We start from the raw sequence: 15,756 nt of genomic DNA, 5'->3' as shown, positions 1-15,756 counted from the left end.
CTCCGCGCCGCCCGCGGCACCCGCAGCCGCGCGGGCCCGCCGCTCGGCGGCGTCCTGTTCGGCCTGCCGCTTGGCCAGCAGGGTCGCGACCTGGTCCGGGGTGAGCAGACCGGGCAGGCCGAGGTACTCCTCCTCCTCGGGCGTACCCGCGCCGACCGGGGTGCCGAACGTGGCCCCGTCGAAGATCACCTGGTCGAGCTCGGCGGTCGCCGACAGCGCCTCGAAGGTGGCGCCCAGTTCGTCGCTGGCCTTCTCGTCGCGCTGCGCCCGCTCCAGCAGCTCGTCGTCGAACCCGTCCTTGGCTTTCACGCCCAGCACGTGGTCGCGGGCGGCCTCCATCTCGCTGGCCAGCTCCAGCAGGTGCGGCACGGTCGGCAGGAAGACGCTGGCCGTCTCCCCCGGCCGGCGGGCCCGCACGAACCGGCCGATCGCCTGGGCGAAGAACAGCGGGGTCGAGGCGTTCGTCGCGTACACCCCCACGGCCAGGCGCGGGATGTCCACGCCCTCGGACACCATCCGCACCGCCACCAGCCAGCGCTGCTGGCCGGCCGCGAACTCGGCGATGCGCCCCGACGCGCCGGCGTCGTCGGAGAGGACCACGACGGCCTTCTCCCCCGTGATCTCCCCCAGCAGCTTCGCGTAGGCGCGCGCGGCCGTCTGGTCGCTGGCGATCACCAGGCCCCCGGCGTCCGGCATGCCCTTGCGCACGACGGTCAGCCGGGCGTCGGCGGCGCGCAGCACCTGCGGCATCCAGTCGCCTTTCGGGTCCAGCGCCGTGCGCCAGGCCTGGGCGATGAGGTCCTGGGTCATCGGCTCGCCCAGGCGCGCGGCGAGCTCCTCGCCCGCCGAGGTGCGCCACCGGGTCTCCCCGGAGTAGGCGAGGAAGATGACCGGGCGCACCACGCCCTCGCGCAGCGCGTCCCCGTACCCGTAGGTGGTGTTGGATTTCGAGCGCAGGAGACCGTCCGGACCGCGCTCGTAGAACACGAACGGGATGGGGTTGTCGTCGGACCGGAACGGGGTGCCCGTGAGCATCAGCCGCCGCTCGGCCGGCCCGAAGGCCGACGAGACGCCCTCTCCCCACGACCGGGAATCTCCCGCGTGGTGGATCTCATCCAGGATCACCATCGTACGACGCGACAGCGTGCGGCGCTTGTGCACCGCCGGGGCCATGCCGACCTGGGCGTAGGTGACGACGGCGCCGTGGAAGTCCGACGAGGAGTGCACGTCGGCGTTGCGGAAGCCCGGGTCGAGCTGGATGCCGACGCCCGCGCCGGAGGCGGCCCACTGGTGCTTGAGGTGCTCGGTCGGGGTCACCACGGTGACGGCCTCGATCGTGCCGGCGGCCAACAGCTCGGCGGCCAGCCGCAGGGCGAACGTGGTCTTGCCCGCGCCGGGCGTCGCGACGGCCAGGAAGTCCTCGGCGGGCCGGCGCAGGTACTCCACCATCGCCTTGCGTTGCCAGGCCCGCAGCGGCGGAAACCGCTCGATGTCCGGCCGCGACGCCATGCCACCCCTCCCCACACACGATGAAGCCCCCGGGGTCCGACGACCCACGAAGGCCGGCTCAGCTTACCCCGCCCATCGCCGTCCGGCCGCCGCACGACGCGGCCATGGGACGTGCCGGGCGTCACGCGGCGGTCAGGGGTCGAGTCGGGCGACCGGCGCCTCCCAGCGCCGGCTCAGCGCCACGACCCGCAGCGCGCAGATGAACACCGCCGCCGTGAGCATCAGCGGGGTCGCCGGCACGTCGAACTGGTACCCGATGGCGACCGCGATCGCGCCCAGCAGCGCCGCCACCGCGTAGATCTCGCGCCGCAGCACCACCGGGATCTCCCCGGTGAGCAGGTCGCGGACCAGGCCGCCGCCGATGCCGGTGAGCATGCCGACGATGCACGAGCCGACCGCGGGCACCCCGGCCTGCAGCGCCTTGAGCGTGCTCGCGGCGGTGAACAGGCCCAGGCCGGCCGCGTCGAGCAGCAGGACGCTGCGCCGCAGTTTGGCCACGTGCGGGTGGAACCGGAAGACGACCGCCGCGGTCACGGCGGCCGTGACGCTGTAGTGCCAGTCGGCCAGCGCCAGCGGGGGCACCCGGCCGATGAAGACGTCGCGCAGCAACCCGCCGCCCAGGGCGGAGACGAAGCCGATGAACACCACGCCGAACAGGTCTAGCCGCTTGGCCACCCCCGCCGACGCGCCGGACGCGGCGAACACCGCCACGCCGACGAGGTCGGCCACGACGAGCGCGTCGCGCGTGTCCATGGCAGATCCGCGCCGGGCCGGTCAGTCCTCCAGCGAGTCCGCGATCTCCTTGCAGGTGGGGCAGATCGGGAAGCGCTGCGGGTCGCGCGAGGGCACCCAGACCTTGCCGCAGAGCGCCTGCACCGGCGTCCCCTCGACCATGGCCTGCATGAGGGCCTCGGCGGAGGTCACGTAGTGGGCGAAGCGCTCGTGGTCACCCTCGTCGAGGCGGTAGTCGACGCGCTCTTCGACGGTCGTGCCGGACTGGGGGGCGGTGGTCGGTGTGGTCACACCCCCAGTGTGCCAGGCCCACCATCGTCCCGTCGATCAAACCCCTGGGCGTACGGTCGGGTCATGACCGATTCGGCGATACGGTGCCGGGACGAGGTGGCGGCCGCGCTGGCCGCCGGGGCGCCCGTGGTGGCGCTGGAGAGCACCATCGTCTCCCACGGCCTGCCCCGCCCGCAGAACCTCACCGTCGCCCGCCGGATCGAGCAGACGGTCCGCGACCACGGCGCGGTGCCGGCCACCATCGGCATGATCGACGGCACCCTCGTGGTCGGCCTCGACGACGCCGAGCTGACCCACCTGGCCACCGCCGACGGGGTCGCCAAGCTGTCGGTGCGCGACCTGGCCGTCGCGGCGGCCGCCCGAGCCGACGGGGCCACCACGGTGGCCAGCACCAGCGCGGTCGCCGCCCGGCTCGGCATCACGGTCTTCGCCACCGGCGGGCTCGGCGGCGTGCACCGCGACGCGCAGCAGACCTACGACGAGTCCGCCGACCTCACCACCCTGGGCCAGACGCCCATCACCGTGGTCTGCGCCGGCGTGAAGTCCATCCTGGACGTCGGCGCCACGCTGGAGCGGTTGGAGACGCTCGGGGTGTCCGTGGTCGGCTACGGCACCCGACGCTTCCCCGGCTTCTACCTCACCGACAGCGGCTTCCTGCTCGACTGGTCCGCCGACACCCCGACCGAGCTGGCCGCCGTCATGGCCGCCCGCCGGGCGCAGGACGTGCACCGTGCGGCGCTGATCGTGGCGAACCCGCTGCCCGAGAGTGAGCAGCTCGACCCCGTCCTGCACGACGCGGTGCTCACCGAGGGCCTGGCCGGCCTGGAGCGCGACGGCATCGCCGGCAAGGCCGTCACGCCGTACCTGCTGGCGCACTTCCACGAGCGAACCCAGGGCGCCAGCCTCACGGTCAACGTGGAGATCATCCTGCGCAACGCGGCGCTCGCCGCGCAGATCGCCACGGCCTACCACACCGCCGCCGCGTCGATCCCGGCGTGACCGGCCGCGCGCTGCCCGGTCGGGTGCTCGTCGTCGGCGACATCGTCACCGACGTGCTCGCCGCGCACCCGGCGCCGCTCGCGGCCGGGGCGGACACGGCGGCCCGCATCCGGGTGACCGGTGGCGGGTCGGCCGCCAACACGGCCGCCTGGCTGGTCGCCGAGGGCGTGCCGGTGGAGCTGGTCGGGGTGGCCGGCGACGACGCGGCCGGCGAGGAGCGGCTCGTGGAGCTGAGCAGAACCGGGGTGGACTGTGCGCGCGTCCGCCGGGCGCCGGGCGCGGCGACCGGGTGCGTGGTCGTCCTGGTCACCGGGGACGAGCGGACGATGCTCAGCGACCGGGGCGCGAACGCGCTGCTGCGCCCCGACGACGTCGACGCCCCCGTCCGCGACCCGGACGTCATCCACGTGCACGTCTCGGCGTACGTGCTGCTCGACCCGGTGACCCGGGCGGCCGGCCGGCACGCGCTGACCACGGCGCGCGAGCTCGGCCGCACGACCAGCGTGGGCGCGGCGTCCGCGGTCGCGTTGCGGGCCGTGCCCGACTTCAACGATCTGGTACGTGGTGTCGACCTGCTCCTGTGCAACGCCGACGAGGCCCGGGCCCTGCTGCGCCGGCCGGCGTCCGGCGGGGACTCCCTGGAGGCGCTCGCGGCGGCCGTGTCGGCGCACGTGCGGCACGCCGTCGTGACGAGCGGCCGGGCGGGGGCCGCGTGGGCCACCGGAGGCGCGACGGCCGCCCGGGCGGCAGGCACGGCCGGCGACGTGGTGGACGCGACGGGCGCGGGCGACGCGTTCGCGGCGGGCGTACTCGCGGGATTTGTCGCGGGCGTGGACCCGCCAACCGCGCTGCGGACAGGAACCGAACGCGGCGCCGCGGCGGTCACCCGGCTCGGCGCGCGCCCACCCGGGACTGCGGCGGGAAGCGGCCCCGATAGGGGCGCGACACCGCCGCGGTAGCGGGAATGATCTAGTCGTCGGCGTCGATGACGCGGTCCTCGCGCGGGGTCGGCAGCGAGCGCGGGTCGGTGGGTGGCGGGGCGGCCGGGCGGTGCAGGTAGCGCGACATCCGGTACCGCGCCTTGGCGGGGCGGTCGTTGGCGATCAGGACCGCGAGCCAGGGCAGCACCACCATGCCGACGACGCAGCCGATCACCCACCAGCCGTAGTGCGGCGGCTTGTTGCTGACCAGGATGGCGGCGACGATCAGGCAGGCCGCCCGGATCCCCATCATGATCAGGTAGCGGACCTCGCGGCCGAGCCGCTCGCGCTCGGGGCTCTCCGGGGCGTCTGTGATCAGGACCGGGTCGGGTCGTCGGCGGCTCACCCTTGGATGGTGCCACCTTCGAACCACCGCGGCGCAGGCGGCCGACCGATACGCTGCCCGTGGGGGGGTCGGATGGACTCGCTGGGGCGGTACCTCGCGGAAGAGATCGCGGTCGACCACGCGGACGGGCTGGTGAACAGGCGCGAGGCGCTGCGCCGGTTAGGTCTGCTGGGCGTCACCGGAGTGTCCGCCACCGCGCTGCTGGCCGCGTGCGCCGGCAACGGCTCCCCCGTCGTCGGGCCCACGACGGGCGGCGGCTCCCCGGTCGGGCCCACGCCGCGGGCCGTCGAGGCGATCACCTTTCCCGACCCCGCCGGCAACATCATTCAGGCGGCGTGGGCGACGCCGGAGGGCGAGCCGCGCGGCGGGGTCCTGGTCATCCATGAGAACAAGGGCCTGACCGACCACATCCGCTCGGTCGCCGGGCGGCTCGCCGCGAGCGGGTACGCGGCGCTGGCGCCGGACCTGCTGTCCGAGGAGGGCGGCACCGCCGCCATCGGCGACCCGGCCAAGGTCACCGCGACCCTCGGCACGGTGCCGCCCACCCGGTTCATCGCCGACCTGCGCGCCGCGCTCACCGAGCTCAGCGCACGCGTCGAGGACCGCAAGCTCGGCGCGGTCGGGTTCTGTTTCGGCGGCGGGCTGGTCTGGCGGCTCCTGGCCGCGGGCGAGCCCCGGCTCAGCGCCGCCGTCCCGTTCTACGGCCCGCTGCCCGACAAGCCGGACTTCTCCCGCTCGGGCGCGGCCGTGCTCGGCATCTACGCCGAACTGGACGCCCGGGTCAACGCCAGCCGCGACGCCGCCGAGGCGGCGTTGCGGGCCGCCGGGCTGCCCCACGAGATCGTCACCTACCCGGGCGTCGACCACGCCTTCTTCAACGACACCGGGCCCCGCTACAACGCCGAGGCCGCCGCCGACGCGTACCAGCGGGTGCTGAACTGGTTCGACCGCTACCTGTCCGCCTGAGCCTGCCCGAGCCGCGCGAGGATCCGCGCGTGCACGGCGGCGACGCCGCGCCGGCCCAGCGCGGCCGGGCGGTGCACCAGGTACAGCGTGTTCAACGGCGGGACCGCCGGCTCGACCAGCGCCCGCAACGCCCCGTGCGGTGCGCACAGGTACGCGGGCAGCACGCTGGCGCCCGCCCCCGCGAGTACGGCCGCCGTCACGCCCCGCAGATCCGCCACGACCAGCTCGGGGACCCGGGTCAGCCGGACCCCGAAGACCGTGCGCCAGTACCGGCGCAGGATGGGCGCCTCCTCGGCGTACGCGACGAGCGGGACGTCGGCTAAATCGTCGGGGCCAGCCACCCGCCGTGCCCAGCGGCCGGCCGCGACGAGGACGAACTCCTCGTCGTAGCAGGGGGTGACGACAAGGCCCGCGCGACGCGGCCGGGTCGAGCAGACCGCCAGGTCGAGCCGGCCGGCGAGCAGGTCCGCGACGAGCGCGTCGGGCATGCCGAACGAGGCGCGCAACCGGACGCCCGCGTCGGTCAGGTCGGCCAGCGCGGGCAGCACCTGGTCGGAGAGGAACTCGGCGGGCCCGCCCAGGTGCACCGTCTCCGGCTCGGACGCCGGCGCGCCGTGCCCGAGGACGACCGCCTCCAGCTCGTCGAGCGGGTCGGCGATCCGCCGGGCGAGAGCGTCCGCCGCCGCCGTGGGCGCGACGCCGCGCGGCCGCCGGTCGAACAGCGGCCGTGCCAACGCGGTCTCCAGGGCCTTCATCTGCGCCGTCACCGTCGGCTGGGCCAGGCCGAGCAGGTCGGCGGCGGCCGTGATCGACCCGGCACGGTGCACCGCCAGGAACGTGCGGAGCACGTCGAGGGAGACCTTCACATCAGAAATTCTATGGCCGTACGCGGGTCGTTATATTGGTCGGTGATGGGTTGACGCGGGCAGGATGGGCACATGGCACGCGTACTCATCGCTCTCACCAGTCATGACAAGCTCGGCGACACCGGTCGCGGCACCGGCTTCTACGCCGGCGAGGCCGCCGAACCGTGGGCGGTGTTCACCGCCGCCGGCCACGAGGTCGACCTCGTCTCGGTGGCCGGCGGCCGGCCGCCGGTGGACGGGCACGACCCGGACGACCCGACGCAGCGGGCGTTCTTCGCCGGCGTCGACCTGGACCACACCGCGAAGCCCGCCGACGTCGACCCGGGCGCCTACGACGCGGTGTTCTTCGCCGGCGGTCACGGCACCATGTGGGACTTTCCCGACGCGGCCGACCTGACCGCCGTCGCCGGCGCCGTCTACGAGCGCGGCGGGGTCGTCGGCGCCGTCTGCCACGGCCCGGCCGCGCTGGTGAACCTGCGACTCTCCGACGGTCGGCACCTCGTCGACGGCCGGCGGGTGGCCGCCTTCACGAACGACGAGGAGGCCGCCGTCGGCCTCACGGAGGTCGTGCCGTTCCTGCTCGCCGACGCGCTCACCGCCCGCGGCGCGACCCACGTCCCCGCGCCGGACTTCGCCGCGCAGGTCGTGGTCGACGACCGCCTTGTCACGGGCCAGAACCCGGCGTCGGCGCGGGGCTGCGCCGAACAGGTCGCCGCGCTCCTCGACCGACGTTAGGCGATCTCTGCCGCGGCGAGGGCGCGCCGCGCGGTGTCCACGACCGCCGCGCGGGCGGTGGCCGGCTCGCTCTCGCCGCGGTAGATGATCTCTATCACCACGTTGGCGCGACGGACCACCAGCAGCACCTGCGCCCGGTCGATGCCCGTGGACGTCCCCTGCGGGTTGCCGGCGATCCACGCGGCGTCGCCGAGACCGGACACCGGCTCCGGCCGGAACCGGTCCGTCCGCGACCTGGCCTCGTTCATGCGCGCGACCGCCGCGTCGGCGCCCGAACTGAACGCCGGGCTGAAGGCGGAGATGTCGACGGCCAGGTAGGCCTGGTTGCCGTCGATCCGGCAGGCGCTGTGATCGCCGCTGTCGGCGAAGTGCTGGCCGGTCGCGGACGCGAACAGGTCGCGGGCCACCTCGGCGCTGACCGCGGCACACGCGTCCGGCACGACGGCGGCGGCCGTCACACCCGGCCACCACGGCTGGCGCCACGCCTGCGGCCGGTCCAGGAACAGCGGCACAGCCAGCACGAGAGCGACCGGCCACACGATGTACCGCCAGGCGGGAGCCTTCGTCTCCCGCCCGAGGCGCAACGACCGGCGCCGGCGCGGACCGCCCTCGTCGAACGCCGACGCCTCACGCTGCGGGCCGCGGTCCGACAGTTCGACCGCGCCGTGGCTGAGCGTGCGGATCGCGTCGGCCAGCGCCGCGGGTTCGGGCGAACCGGCCGTCAGCGGGACGCGGTAGGGCCGCTTGCGGTCCGGGTCGGTGGTCAGCACGCTCAGATGCAGCCGCCGGCCGAAATACTCGAGCCACACCACATCGATCGCCGACCAGGGCACCAGGCGACGACGGACGCGAATGCCGTCGACGGTCAGCTCGGGAAGCGGCGAGAAGAGCAACGTCGCGCCGCCGACCAGCGCCGGCAGCACGGGCAACCCCAGGAGCACCACGAGCGCGGCCAGCAGGAAGCCGGAACCGTGCAGCGCGAGCGCGTACCCGATCCACGCGACCGGCACCACGATGGCCAGCAGCGCCGCGAACAACAACGGCCACCGTGAGCTGACGAGCCACATCGATCCTCCCCCGACCGGACAACGGAACCGAGCGAGTCTAGGGGATCAGGCGTGCGGATTGGTATGCGTTCGTCCTAACTTGACGATGTCTTGAGTTCCGCCTTCTTCTGCTGCTTGAACTCGCGGACCTTCTGCAGCGAGGCGGCGTCCACCACGTCGGCCACGGACCGGTAGCCGTCGAGCGCGTAGTCGCCGCACACCGCCGCCCAGCCCTCGGGCTTGACGTTGAGCTGCTTGGCGAGCAGCGCGACGAAGATCTGCGCCTTCTGCTTGCCGAAGCCGGGCAGCTCCTGCACGCGTTTGATCAGCTCCTTGCCGGTCTTCGGCTCGGTCCACAGGCGGGTCACGTCGCCGTCGTACTTCGACTCGACCAGCGCGGCGAGCTCCTGCAGGCGGGCGGCCATCGAGCCCGGGAACCGGTGGATCGCCGGCGGCTGGCTGCACAGCGCCTTGAACTCCTCCGCGTCGGCGGCCGCGATGGCGGCGGGATCCAGGTTGCCGAACCGGCTCAGCACCTTCCAGCCGCCCCGGAACGCGTGCTCCATGCCGTACTGCTGGTCCAGCATCATGCCGACGACGATGGCGAACGGGTACTGGTCGAGGACCTGGTCAGCGGCGGGTTCGTTGGCGATCTGGAAGCCCATACCCCGCATGCTCTCACGACGCCCGGCCGGTCCAGCCCGCCGGCAGGTCGTACCGCCAGCCCTCGTCCCGGTCGAACGGCGCCTCGACGAGCTTCTCCAGCGGCTCGCCGCGCAGCAGGTGGTCGAGCGCCCAGCGGTTGACCGGGTGGGCCACGACCGCGAGCCGCTCGCCGTCCCACCGGCCGGCGAGGTCGACGAGCAGGTCGCGGGTACGGTCGACGACCTGGCGCAGGCTCTCCCCGCGCGGGAACCGGGTGTCGATGTGGGTGGCCCGCTCGCGCCACAACTGCGCCTCCGGCGCCCCGTTGAGTACGCCGTAGTTGATGTCGCGCAGACGCTTGTCCGCGATCACCGGCCCGGGGAACGCGACGAACGCGATCTCGACGGTCTCGATCACCCGGAGCAGGTCGGAGTGGTAGACGGCGGCGAAGTGCTCGTTGCGGCGCCGGCGGCGCATCTCGCGGGCGTGGCGGCGGCCGTTCTCGGACAGGGACGCGGGCAGCCACCCGCTGGCGATGCCGGCCTCGCTGTGCATCGTCAGCGGGTGCGTCTCAAAGACGATCTCCACCCCCACTCCGCCCAGCATGCCCAATCGGCTCATGTGAATAGCTATCGGGATAAGGTGCGGCGAACATAGTCGGATCGCGCAAGGAATCCGCAAGGTCGGCCGGGCGGCCTATGGCGTGTCGCGCCGGCGCGTTATAGATATGGACGTCAATTCCCTCTACGTCCCAGAGGATGTCATGAGACGACGCACCATCCGCGGCGTGCTGCTCGCCGCCGCCCTCGCCGTGGGCGGCACGGCCGCCGTCATCGTCGGTCCCACCACCGCCCACGCCGACACCTACCCCGCCACCACGTTCCTGCTGCACCATGCGAACTGGCCCGCGCACAACGCCTGCCTGGAGGCCCGCAACGACGGCCTCGTCACCGGCGGCACCTGCGCGCCCGCCGGGACCATCGCCCGGCAGCTGATCAATGTCGTGCGGTACGCGGACTCCGACTACGTCTACCTCGTGTCCGCAGCCACGGGAAAGTGCATCTTCCCGGAGAGCTACGGCACCGCGAGCGGCACGCCGCTGGTCCAGATCGGCTGTGGGAACGCGTCCGCGAAGCACTGGAAGATGCAACGGTACCCGTACCCGGCCGACAACAGAACCGACGACTACCGCGTGAACTTCGTCAACCGCAAGAGCGGACAGTGTCTCTGGCTGGAGGACGAGACGAGCGCCGCGCGACTGGGCTCCTGCACGGAGTTCTCCCTCCTCCCCACCGGCTTCAACTACACGTTCCGCCCACTCAGCTCCGCGAGCTGCCTCGACGTCGACACCTACCCCAACGGCGGGCTGCAGAACGGCGCCCGCATCCAGCAGTGGCAGTGCCTCGGCGCCGGACAGTCCAACCAGCTCTGGCGCATCGAGATCGCCGCGGTCCCGCGTTACGACGACCACCTCTACGACCCGATGAAGGTGCGTCTGCACCCGAAGCACAACCCGAGCGCGTGCCTGTCCGTTGACCGGTCACGAGCCGATCACCGGCCCTACCAGTACGCGTGCGGCACCGACCCGCAGGCGGTCCTGTGGGAGCTGTTCCCGGTGGACTTCTCGCCAGGGAACCTGGCCTTCAAGATCCGGTCGTTCAGCAAGATCAACAATATCTGGATGTGCCTGAACGTGACCAACGGTTCGCTGGCCGACGGCACGACGGTGGCGCTCGCGCGGTGTGACGCCGCCTTCCAGGACAGCCAGGTGTGGCGGCTCATCGGCGTCGCCGCATAGGGGGCAGCGGTGACGATAGGCCGCCGTCACGTCGGCCTATCGTCACCGGCCGTCAGGCCGCTGCGAGTTCGGCGTTGGCTCGGGCGGTGAGGGTGATCAGGACGCGGGCGGCGACGGCGAGGTGGTCGGCCGGCAGGTCCGCGTACAGCCGTTGGGTGACCTCGCCCAGCGGACCGCGGATCGCGTCGTTGCGGGCCCGCCCGGCGTCGGTGAGCGTCAGGGTCTCGCCGTCGTCGGTGAGCAGACCGTCGGCGGCGAGACTCGCGACCGCGGCCTCGGCGGTGGCCAGGTCGATCTTCACCGCCCCCATCATCCGGGCGACGATGGCGGCGCGCGGCACGGCGCCGCCGGCCTGCGCGGTGCCGTTGAGGACCACCGACTCGTGGAACGTGGTCGAGGTCGGGGCCAGCACGCGTTCGAGCACCGCGCGGGTGGCGTGCGCCGCCTCGCCGAGGATCTGGCCGTTGAGCGTCGGGGTCGTGCTCATCTTTCCTCCTCAAAACGAACATCCAGGGGTACGTCCAACAGCGCGGTGAGGTCGCGGCGGAACGCCGCGGTGCGTTCCCCCGCCAGGCCGCCCAGGGGCGCCAGGAACCGGTCGTGCAGCCGCGCGACGACCGCGATGGCGTCGCGGGTGACCCGCTCGCCCTCGTCGGTGAGGGCGAGCTGGACCGCGCGGGTGTCGTCGGGATGCCCGGCGCGCGAGACGAACCCGGTGGCCTCGAGGGCGCGGGCCAGCTTCGACACGTAGAGCGGCTCGAGGCCGGTGTGGTCGGCGAGCTGCCGCTGGCTGGGCCGAAGCCCGCCGCGGCTCATGCCGAACAGCGAGGCGAGCAGCGCGTACTGCGCGTGGGTGAGGCCCAGCGGGGCCAGCGCCCGGTCGACCGCGACGCGCCACTTCGTGGCCAGCCGCCAGACCAGGTACCCCGGGGTGGCACCTTCACTCATGGCACTTAATATACATGTATACTATAGCCATGGCTAGCATCTCGGGGAGTTTTTGGCGGCCGACATAATTTCCCGGGGTCGCTGTCGAATGCGGACGACCCCGTTCGTCGGTAAGGCAACGGTCCAACACCCGATCCGAGGAGAACCCGATGCCCCAGTACGGAGTCCTGATCTTTTCCCCCGCCCCGGCCGACCCGATGGCGCTCTCGCCCGAGTACATCGCGGCCCTGGAGACGTACCCGGCCCAGATCGAGGAGCTCGGCGGCAAGGCCATCACCGGCTTCGCGCTGCAACCGAGCACCACCGCCACGGCGATCCGCGGCGACGTCGTCACCGACGGCCCGTTCATCGAGGCCAAGGAGGTCGTGGCCGGCTTCTTCGTGCTGGAGGCGCCGAGCCTCGAGGTGGCCGTCGAGATCGCCAAGCTCAACCCCGCCACCATCGAGGGCGGCGTCGAGGTCCGGCCCCTGTTCGAGCCCCCGGCCGCGTGACCGAGGCCGAGCAGGCGGTCGCCGACGCGCACCGTCGCGAGTGGGCCTTCGTNCGGTCGCCGACGCGCACCGTCGCGAGTGGGCCTTCGTGGTCGCCGCGGCGGCGCTCGTCGCCGGCGACCTCGACCTGGCCGAGGAGTGCGTCCAGGACGCGTACCTCGCGGCGCTCGACGCCTGGGCCCGCGACGGCGTGCCCACCAGGCCCGGGGCCTGGCTCACCGCGACGGCCAAGCGCAAGGCGCTGGACGTCCTGCGCCGGGACAAGGTCTTCCGGACCAAGATGCCGCTGCTCGTGGAGCCCGACGAGGCGCCCGTCGAGATCACCGACGAGGAGTCCGTTCCCGACGACCGGCTGCGGCTGGTGTTCACCTGCTGCCACCCGGCGCTGGCCCGGGAGGCGCAGGTCGCGCTGACGCTGCGCCTGGTCTGCGGCGTGAGTACGCCCGACATCGCGAGCGCGTTCCTGGTCGCCGAGCCGACCATGGCCGCCCGGGTGACCCGCGCCAAGAAGAAGATCGCCGCCGCCCGCATCCCGTACCGGGTGCCGGAGGCGGCGGAGCTGCCAGAGCGCCTCGACGCCGTACTCACGGTGGTGCATCTGCTCTTCACGGCCGGGCACACCGCCCCGTCGGGGGCCGACCTCGTCCGGGCCGACCTGGTGGACCGGGCCGTGCACCTGGCCCGCGTGCTGCTCGACCTCATGCCCGACGAGCCGGAGGTGCGCGGGCTGCTCGCGCTGCTGCTGCTCACCGACGCGCGCCGGGCGACCCGGGTGGACGCCGACGGCCGTCTCGTCCTGCTGGAGGACCAGGACCGGTCGGCGTGGGACCGGGCGGCGATCGCGGAGGGCGAGCGCCTGGTGGCGGCCGCCTTCCGCACGGGCCGCGTCGGCCGCTACGCCCTGCAGGCCGCGATCGCCGCGCTGCACGCCACGGCCGAGGACTACGCCGCGACCGACTGGCCGCAGATCGTCACTCTCTACCACCACCTGCTCGCGGTCTGGCCGTCGCCGGTCGTCGCGCTCAACCGGGCGGTCGCGGTGTCCATGACGGACGGCCCCGAGGCGGCGCTGGCGCACCTCGACGCCCTGGCCGGCGACGAGCGCCTGACCGGCTACCACTATCTCCCTGCGGTGCGGGCGGACCTGCTGCGCCGGCTGGACCGCCGGGCCGAGGCGGCCGACGCATACCGCGCGGCGCTCGAGCTCGTGGACAACGGGACCGAGCGAGAATTTCTTACCAACCGCCTGGCCGAGGTTGTCGATCCCGGAGCGGGGCATTCGTCGTACCAGTAGACGACGTACCCGACCCGAGGAGACCTCCCCGATGGAGACGACCCGCGCGACCCGCCGCGAATGGCTGGGCCTGGCCGTGCTCGCCCTGCCCACGCTGCTGCTGTCGTTGGACGTGAGCGTGCTGTACCTGGCCCTGCCGCAGCTGAGCGCCGACCTGGGCGCGGACGCCACCGAGCAGCTGTGGATCCTGGACATCTACTCGTTCCTGCTGGCCGGCTTCCTGGTCACCATGGGCACGCTCGGCGACCGGGTGGGGCGCCGACGGCTGCTGCTGATCGGCGCGGCGGCGTTCGGCGTCGTCTCCGTGGTCGCGGCGTACGCGGACAGCCCGGCGATGCTGATCGCGGCGCGGGCCCTGCTCGGGGTCGCCGGCGCGACGCTGATGCCCTCGACGATGGCGCTGATCCGCAACATGTTCCGCGACCCGCGCCAGATGGCGACCGCGTTCGGGATCTGGATGGCGTGCTTCATGGGCGGCATGGCCGTCGGCCCGCTCATCGGCGGGGCGCTGCTGGCGACGTTCTGGTGGGGGTCGGCGTTCCTGCTGGGCGTGCCGTTCATGGTGCTGCTGCTGGTCGCCGGGCCGGCGCTGCTGCCGGAGTACCGCGACGCCTCGGCCGGGCGGCTCGACCTGGTCAGCGTGGGGCTGTCGCTGGCCGCGATCCTGCCGGTGATCTACGGGCTGAAGGAGTTCGCGCGGGGCGGCTGGGACGTCGTGCCCGCCGTCGCGGTGGCGGTCGGCGCGGCGGCCGGCGTGGTCTTCGTCCGCCGGCAGCGTCGGCTGGCCAGCCCGCTGCTGGACCTGCGGCTGTTCGCCAACCGCACGTTCACCGGCGCGCTCGGCATCGGCCTGGCCATCGGCATCATCATGGCCGGCATCAGCCTGACCTCGACACTGTTCATGCAGACCGTGCGCGGGTTGTCGCCGCTGCAGGCCGGGCTGTGGCTGCTGCCGCAGAGTGTCGCCATGGCGGTCGGCATGATGGCGAGCCCCGCGCTGGCCCAGCGGATCCGGCCCGCGTACCTGATGGCGGGCGGGCTGGTGGTCTCCACGATCGGGCTGTTCACCCAGACCCTCGCGGACGTCGACGGTGGGGTCGCGCCGGTGGTGGTCGGGCTGACCCTGGCGGCCGTGGGCATCACGCCCACCATGACGCTGTCAATGAACCTGATCATGGGATCGGCGCCGCCCGAGAAAGCCGGCTCGGCCGCTTCGCTGTCGGAGACCAGCGGCGAGTTCGGGATCGCCGTGGGCGTCGCGACGCTGGGCTCGCTCGCGGCCGTGGCCTACCGCGCGAGCCTCGATGTGCCGGCGGGCACGCCGGCGGCCGTCGAGCAGGCGGCGCGCGGCGGCATCACGGACGCGTTCGTGGCCGCCCAGCGGCTGGGTGGGCCACTCGGCGCGGAGCTGCTCGACGCCGCGCGGTCGGCGTTCACCACCGGCGTGGTGACCGTCGCGGCCGTGGGCGGGGTGCTGTTCGCAGGCCTCGCGGTGCTGGCCATGGTCGCCTTCCGGCGGATGCCGCCGACGGGCGAGGCCGGGGCGGCCGAGGCCGGGGCGGAGCGCCGCGAGGTCGTGGGCTCGGCCGCCTGACCGTCAGCGAAACCGCGAAGGGGCGGACCGGCGTCGACCGGGCCGCCCCTTCGCCTCGTCGCGTTACGGGCTGGTGCAGGTCACCGCCGGGACGGTGCTGGAGCTGCCGGAGCCGAGGAACCCGAAGGTCGCCGTGGCGCCGCCGGCCAGCGTGCCGTTCCAGCTGAGGTTCTTCACCGTCACCGTCGAGCCGCTGGTCGTCATCGTGCCGTTCCAGAGCTGGGTGATGCTCACCCCGCTCGGGTTGGTCCACGTGGTCGTCCAGCCGTTGAGCGTGCTCGTGCCGTTGTTCTTGACCGTGACCTCACCCTGGAAGCCGCTGCCCCAGGAGCTGGTCACCTTGTAGGTCGCCGAGCAGCCCGTGGTCGGTCCGCCACTCGTCGGCACGGCCGAGGTCGGGGGCCGGGACGTCGGCGGCCGGGTGGTCGGGGCGCCCGTCGTGGGTACCGCGCTCGTCGGCGGCCGGGTGGTCGGCCCACCGCTCGTCGGCACGGCGGACGTCGGCGGCCGGGTGGT

20 protein-coding genes are annotated in these 15,756 nt (G+C 73.4%); 8 read left to right on the top strand and 12 right to left on the bottom strand.

Annotated features, from left to right (window positions below; translation table 11 throughout):
• The 3 genes from ABD211_RS26290 to ABD211_RS26280 all read right to left on the bottom strand — a co-directional run.
• Positions 1-1,509, bottom strand: a 1,509-nt coding sequence (locus ABD211_RS26290) for a DEAD/DEAH box helicase (RefSeq protein ID WP_344137439.1), incomplete at its 3' end; no start/stop codon positions are given.
• Between the two features lie 132 nt (positions 1,510-1,641).
• Positions 1,642-2,262, bottom strand: coding sequence for a trimeric intracellular cation channel family protein (locus tag ABD211_RS26285; RefSeq protein ID WP_344137436.1), 621 nt, complete (start codon positions 2,260-2,262; stop codon positions 1,642-1,644).
• Positions 2,263-2,283: 21 nt separating this feature from the next.
• Entirely contained in the window at positions 2,284-2,532 is a 249-nt protein-coding gene (locus tag ABD211_RS26280; protein ID WP_344137433.1) for a DUF3039 domain-containing protein, read from the bottom strand.
• Positions 2,533-2,595: 63 nt separating this feature from the next.
• On the opposite strand from ABD211_RS26280, the gene ABD211_RS26275 reads away from it, so the two are divergent.
• Together ABD211_RS26275 and ABD211_RS26270 are read left to right on the top strand one after the other, a co-directional pair.
• Positions 2,596-3,531 carry a pseudouridine-5'-phosphate glycosidase gene (locus ABD211_RS26275; protein ID WP_344137430.1) on the top strand — a complete coding sequence of 312 codons (936 nt, stop codon included), beginning with the start codon at positions 2,596-2,598 and terminating at the stop codon, positions 3,529-3,531.
• Positions 3,528-4,490 (top strand): carbohydrate kinase family protein, encoded by a 963-nt coding sequence (locus ABD211_RS26270; RefSeq protein WP_344137427.1) that lies wholly within the window; start codon positions 3,528-3,530, stop codon positions 4,488-4,490. The genes ABD211_RS26275 and ABD211_RS26270 overlap by 4 nt, the downstream gene beginning before the upstream one ends.
• A gap of 10 nt (positions 4,491-4,500) precedes the next feature.
• On the opposite strand, the gene ABD211_RS26265 is transcribed toward ABD211_RS26270, so the two are convergent.
• Complete coding sequence (locus ABD211_RS26265) at positions 4,501-4,857, bottom strand: DUF3099 domain-containing protein (protein ID WP_344137424.1); 357 nt, start codon at positions 4,855-4,857, stop codon at positions 4,501-4,503.
• Positions 4,858-4,929: 72 nt separating this feature from the next.
• Between ABD211_RS26265 and ABD211_RS26260 the strand changes: the two genes are divergently transcribed.
• Entirely contained in the window at positions 4,930-5,823 is an 894-nt protein-coding gene (locus ABD211_RS26260; RefSeq protein ID WP_344137421.1) for a dienelactone hydrolase family protein, read from the top strand.
• Here ABD211_RS26260 and ABD211_RS26255 read toward each other — a convergent pair.
• Positions 5,808-6,689: a LysR family transcriptional regulator gene (locus tag ABD211_RS26255; protein ID WP_344137418.1), complete on the bottom strand. Its 882-nt coding sequence runs from the start codon at positions 6,687-6,689 to the stop codon at positions 5,808-5,810. The two genes, ABD211_RS26260 and ABD211_RS26255, sit on opposite strands and share 16 nt — an antisense overlap.
• A 72-nt stretch (positions 6,690-6,761) precedes the next feature.
• Here ABD211_RS26255 and ABD211_RS26250 point away from each other — a divergent pair, with 72 nt between their 5' ends.
• Complete coding sequence (locus ABD211_RS26250) at positions 6,762-7,424, top strand: type 1 glutamine amidotransferase domain-containing protein (protein WP_344137415.1); 663 nt, start codon at positions 6,762-6,764, stop codon at positions 7,422-7,424.
• Here ABD211_RS26250 and ABD211_RS26245 read toward each other — a convergent pair.
• The 3 genes from ABD211_RS26245 to ABD211_RS26235 form a co-directional block, all read right to left on the bottom strand.
• Complete coding sequence (locus ABD211_RS26245; protein ID WP_344137412.1) at positions 7,421-8,491, bottom strand: hypothetical protein; 1,071 nt, start codon at positions 8,489-8,491, stop codon at positions 7,421-7,423. The genes ABD211_RS26250 and ABD211_RS26245 overlap by 4 nt on opposite strands.
• A gap of 74 nt (positions 8,492-8,565) precedes the next feature.
• Positions 8,566-9,135 carry an HhH-GPD-type base excision DNA repair protein gene (locus ABD211_RS26240; RefSeq protein ID WP_344137409.1) on the bottom strand — a complete coding sequence of 190 codons (570 nt, stop codon included), beginning with the start codon at positions 9,133-9,135 and terminating at the stop codon, positions 8,566-8,568.
• A gap of 13 nt (positions 9,136-9,148) precedes the next feature.
• Complete coding sequence (locus ABD211_RS26235) at positions 9,149-9,703, bottom strand: histidine phosphatase family protein (protein WP_344137406.1); 555 nt, start codon at positions 9,701-9,703, stop codon at positions 9,149-9,151.
• Between the two features lie 175 nt (positions 9,704-9,878).
• On the opposite strand from ABD211_RS26235, the gene ABD211_RS26230 reads away from it, so the two are divergent.
• Positions 9,879-10,913: an RICIN domain-containing protein gene (locus tag ABD211_RS26230; protein WP_344137403.1), complete on the top strand. Its 1,035-nt coding sequence runs from the start codon at positions 9,879-9,881 to the stop codon at positions 10,911-10,913.
• Positions 10,914-10,965: 52 nt separating this feature from the next.
• On the opposite strand, the gene ABD211_RS26225 is transcribed toward ABD211_RS26230, so the two are convergent.
• Positions 10,966-11,400: a hypothetical protein gene (locus ABD211_RS26225; protein WP_344137400.1), complete on the bottom strand. Its 435-nt coding sequence runs from the start codon at positions 11,398-11,400 to the stop codon at positions 10,966-10,968.
• Entirely contained in the window at positions 11,397-11,861 is a 465-nt protein-coding gene (locus ABD211_RS26220; protein ID WP_344137397.1) for a MarR family winged helix-turn-helix transcriptional regulator, read from the bottom strand. The genes ABD211_RS26225 and ABD211_RS26220 overlap by 4 nt, the downstream gene beginning before the upstream one ends.
• Positions 11,862-12,010: 149 nt before the next feature.
• Here ABD211_RS26220 and ABD211_RS26215 point away from each other — a divergent pair, with 149 nt between their 5' ends.
• The 3 genes from ABD211_RS26215 (at position 12,011) to ABD211_RS26205 (ending at position 15,240) form a co-directional block, all read left to right on the top strand.
• Positions 12,011-12,352 (top strand): YciI family protein, encoded by a 342-nt coding sequence (locus ABD211_RS26215; RefSeq protein ID WP_344137394.1) that lies wholly within the window; start codon positions 12,011-12,013, stop codon positions 12,350-12,352.
• Positions 12,353-12,392: 40 nt separating this feature from the next.
• On the top strand, positions 12,393-13,646 hold the full coding sequence (locus ABD211_RS26210) for an RNA polymerase sigma factor (RefSeq protein WP_425560536.1): 1,254 nt from the start codon (positions 12,393-12,395) through the stop codon (positions 13,644-13,646).
• Positions 13,647-13,677: 31 nt separating this feature from the next.
• On the top strand, positions 13,678-15,240 hold the full coding sequence (locus ABD211_RS26205) for an MFS transporter (RefSeq protein ID WP_344137392.1): 1,563 nt from the start codon (positions 13,678-13,680) through the stop codon (positions 15,238-15,240).
• Positions 15,241-15,303: 63 nt separating this feature from the next.
• Here ABD211_RS26205 and ABD211_RS26200 read toward each other — a convergent pair whose 3' ends face one another.
• Positions 15,304-15,579: a cellulose binding domain-containing protein gene (locus tag ABD211_RS26200; protein ID WP_344137389.1), complete on the bottom strand. Its 276-nt coding sequence runs from the start codon at positions 15,577-15,579 to the stop codon at positions 15,304-15,306.
• A partial coding sequence (locus tag ABD211_RS26195) for a hypothetical protein (RefSeq protein WP_344137386.1) occupies positions 15,545-15,756 on the bottom strand: 212 nt, incomplete at its 5' end. The genes ABD211_RS26195 and ABD211_RS26200, both read right to left, overlap by 35 nt.

The sequence above is a fragment of the Luedemannella flava genome (assembly GCF_039528515.1).
Taxonomy (GTDB): domain Bacteria; phylum Actinomycetota; class Actinomycetes; order Mycobacteriales; family Micromonosporaceae; genus Luedemannella; species Luedemannella flava.
Note: the sequence above shows the minus strand (reverse complement) of the source record. Positions and strands in the feature narration are given on the sequence as shown.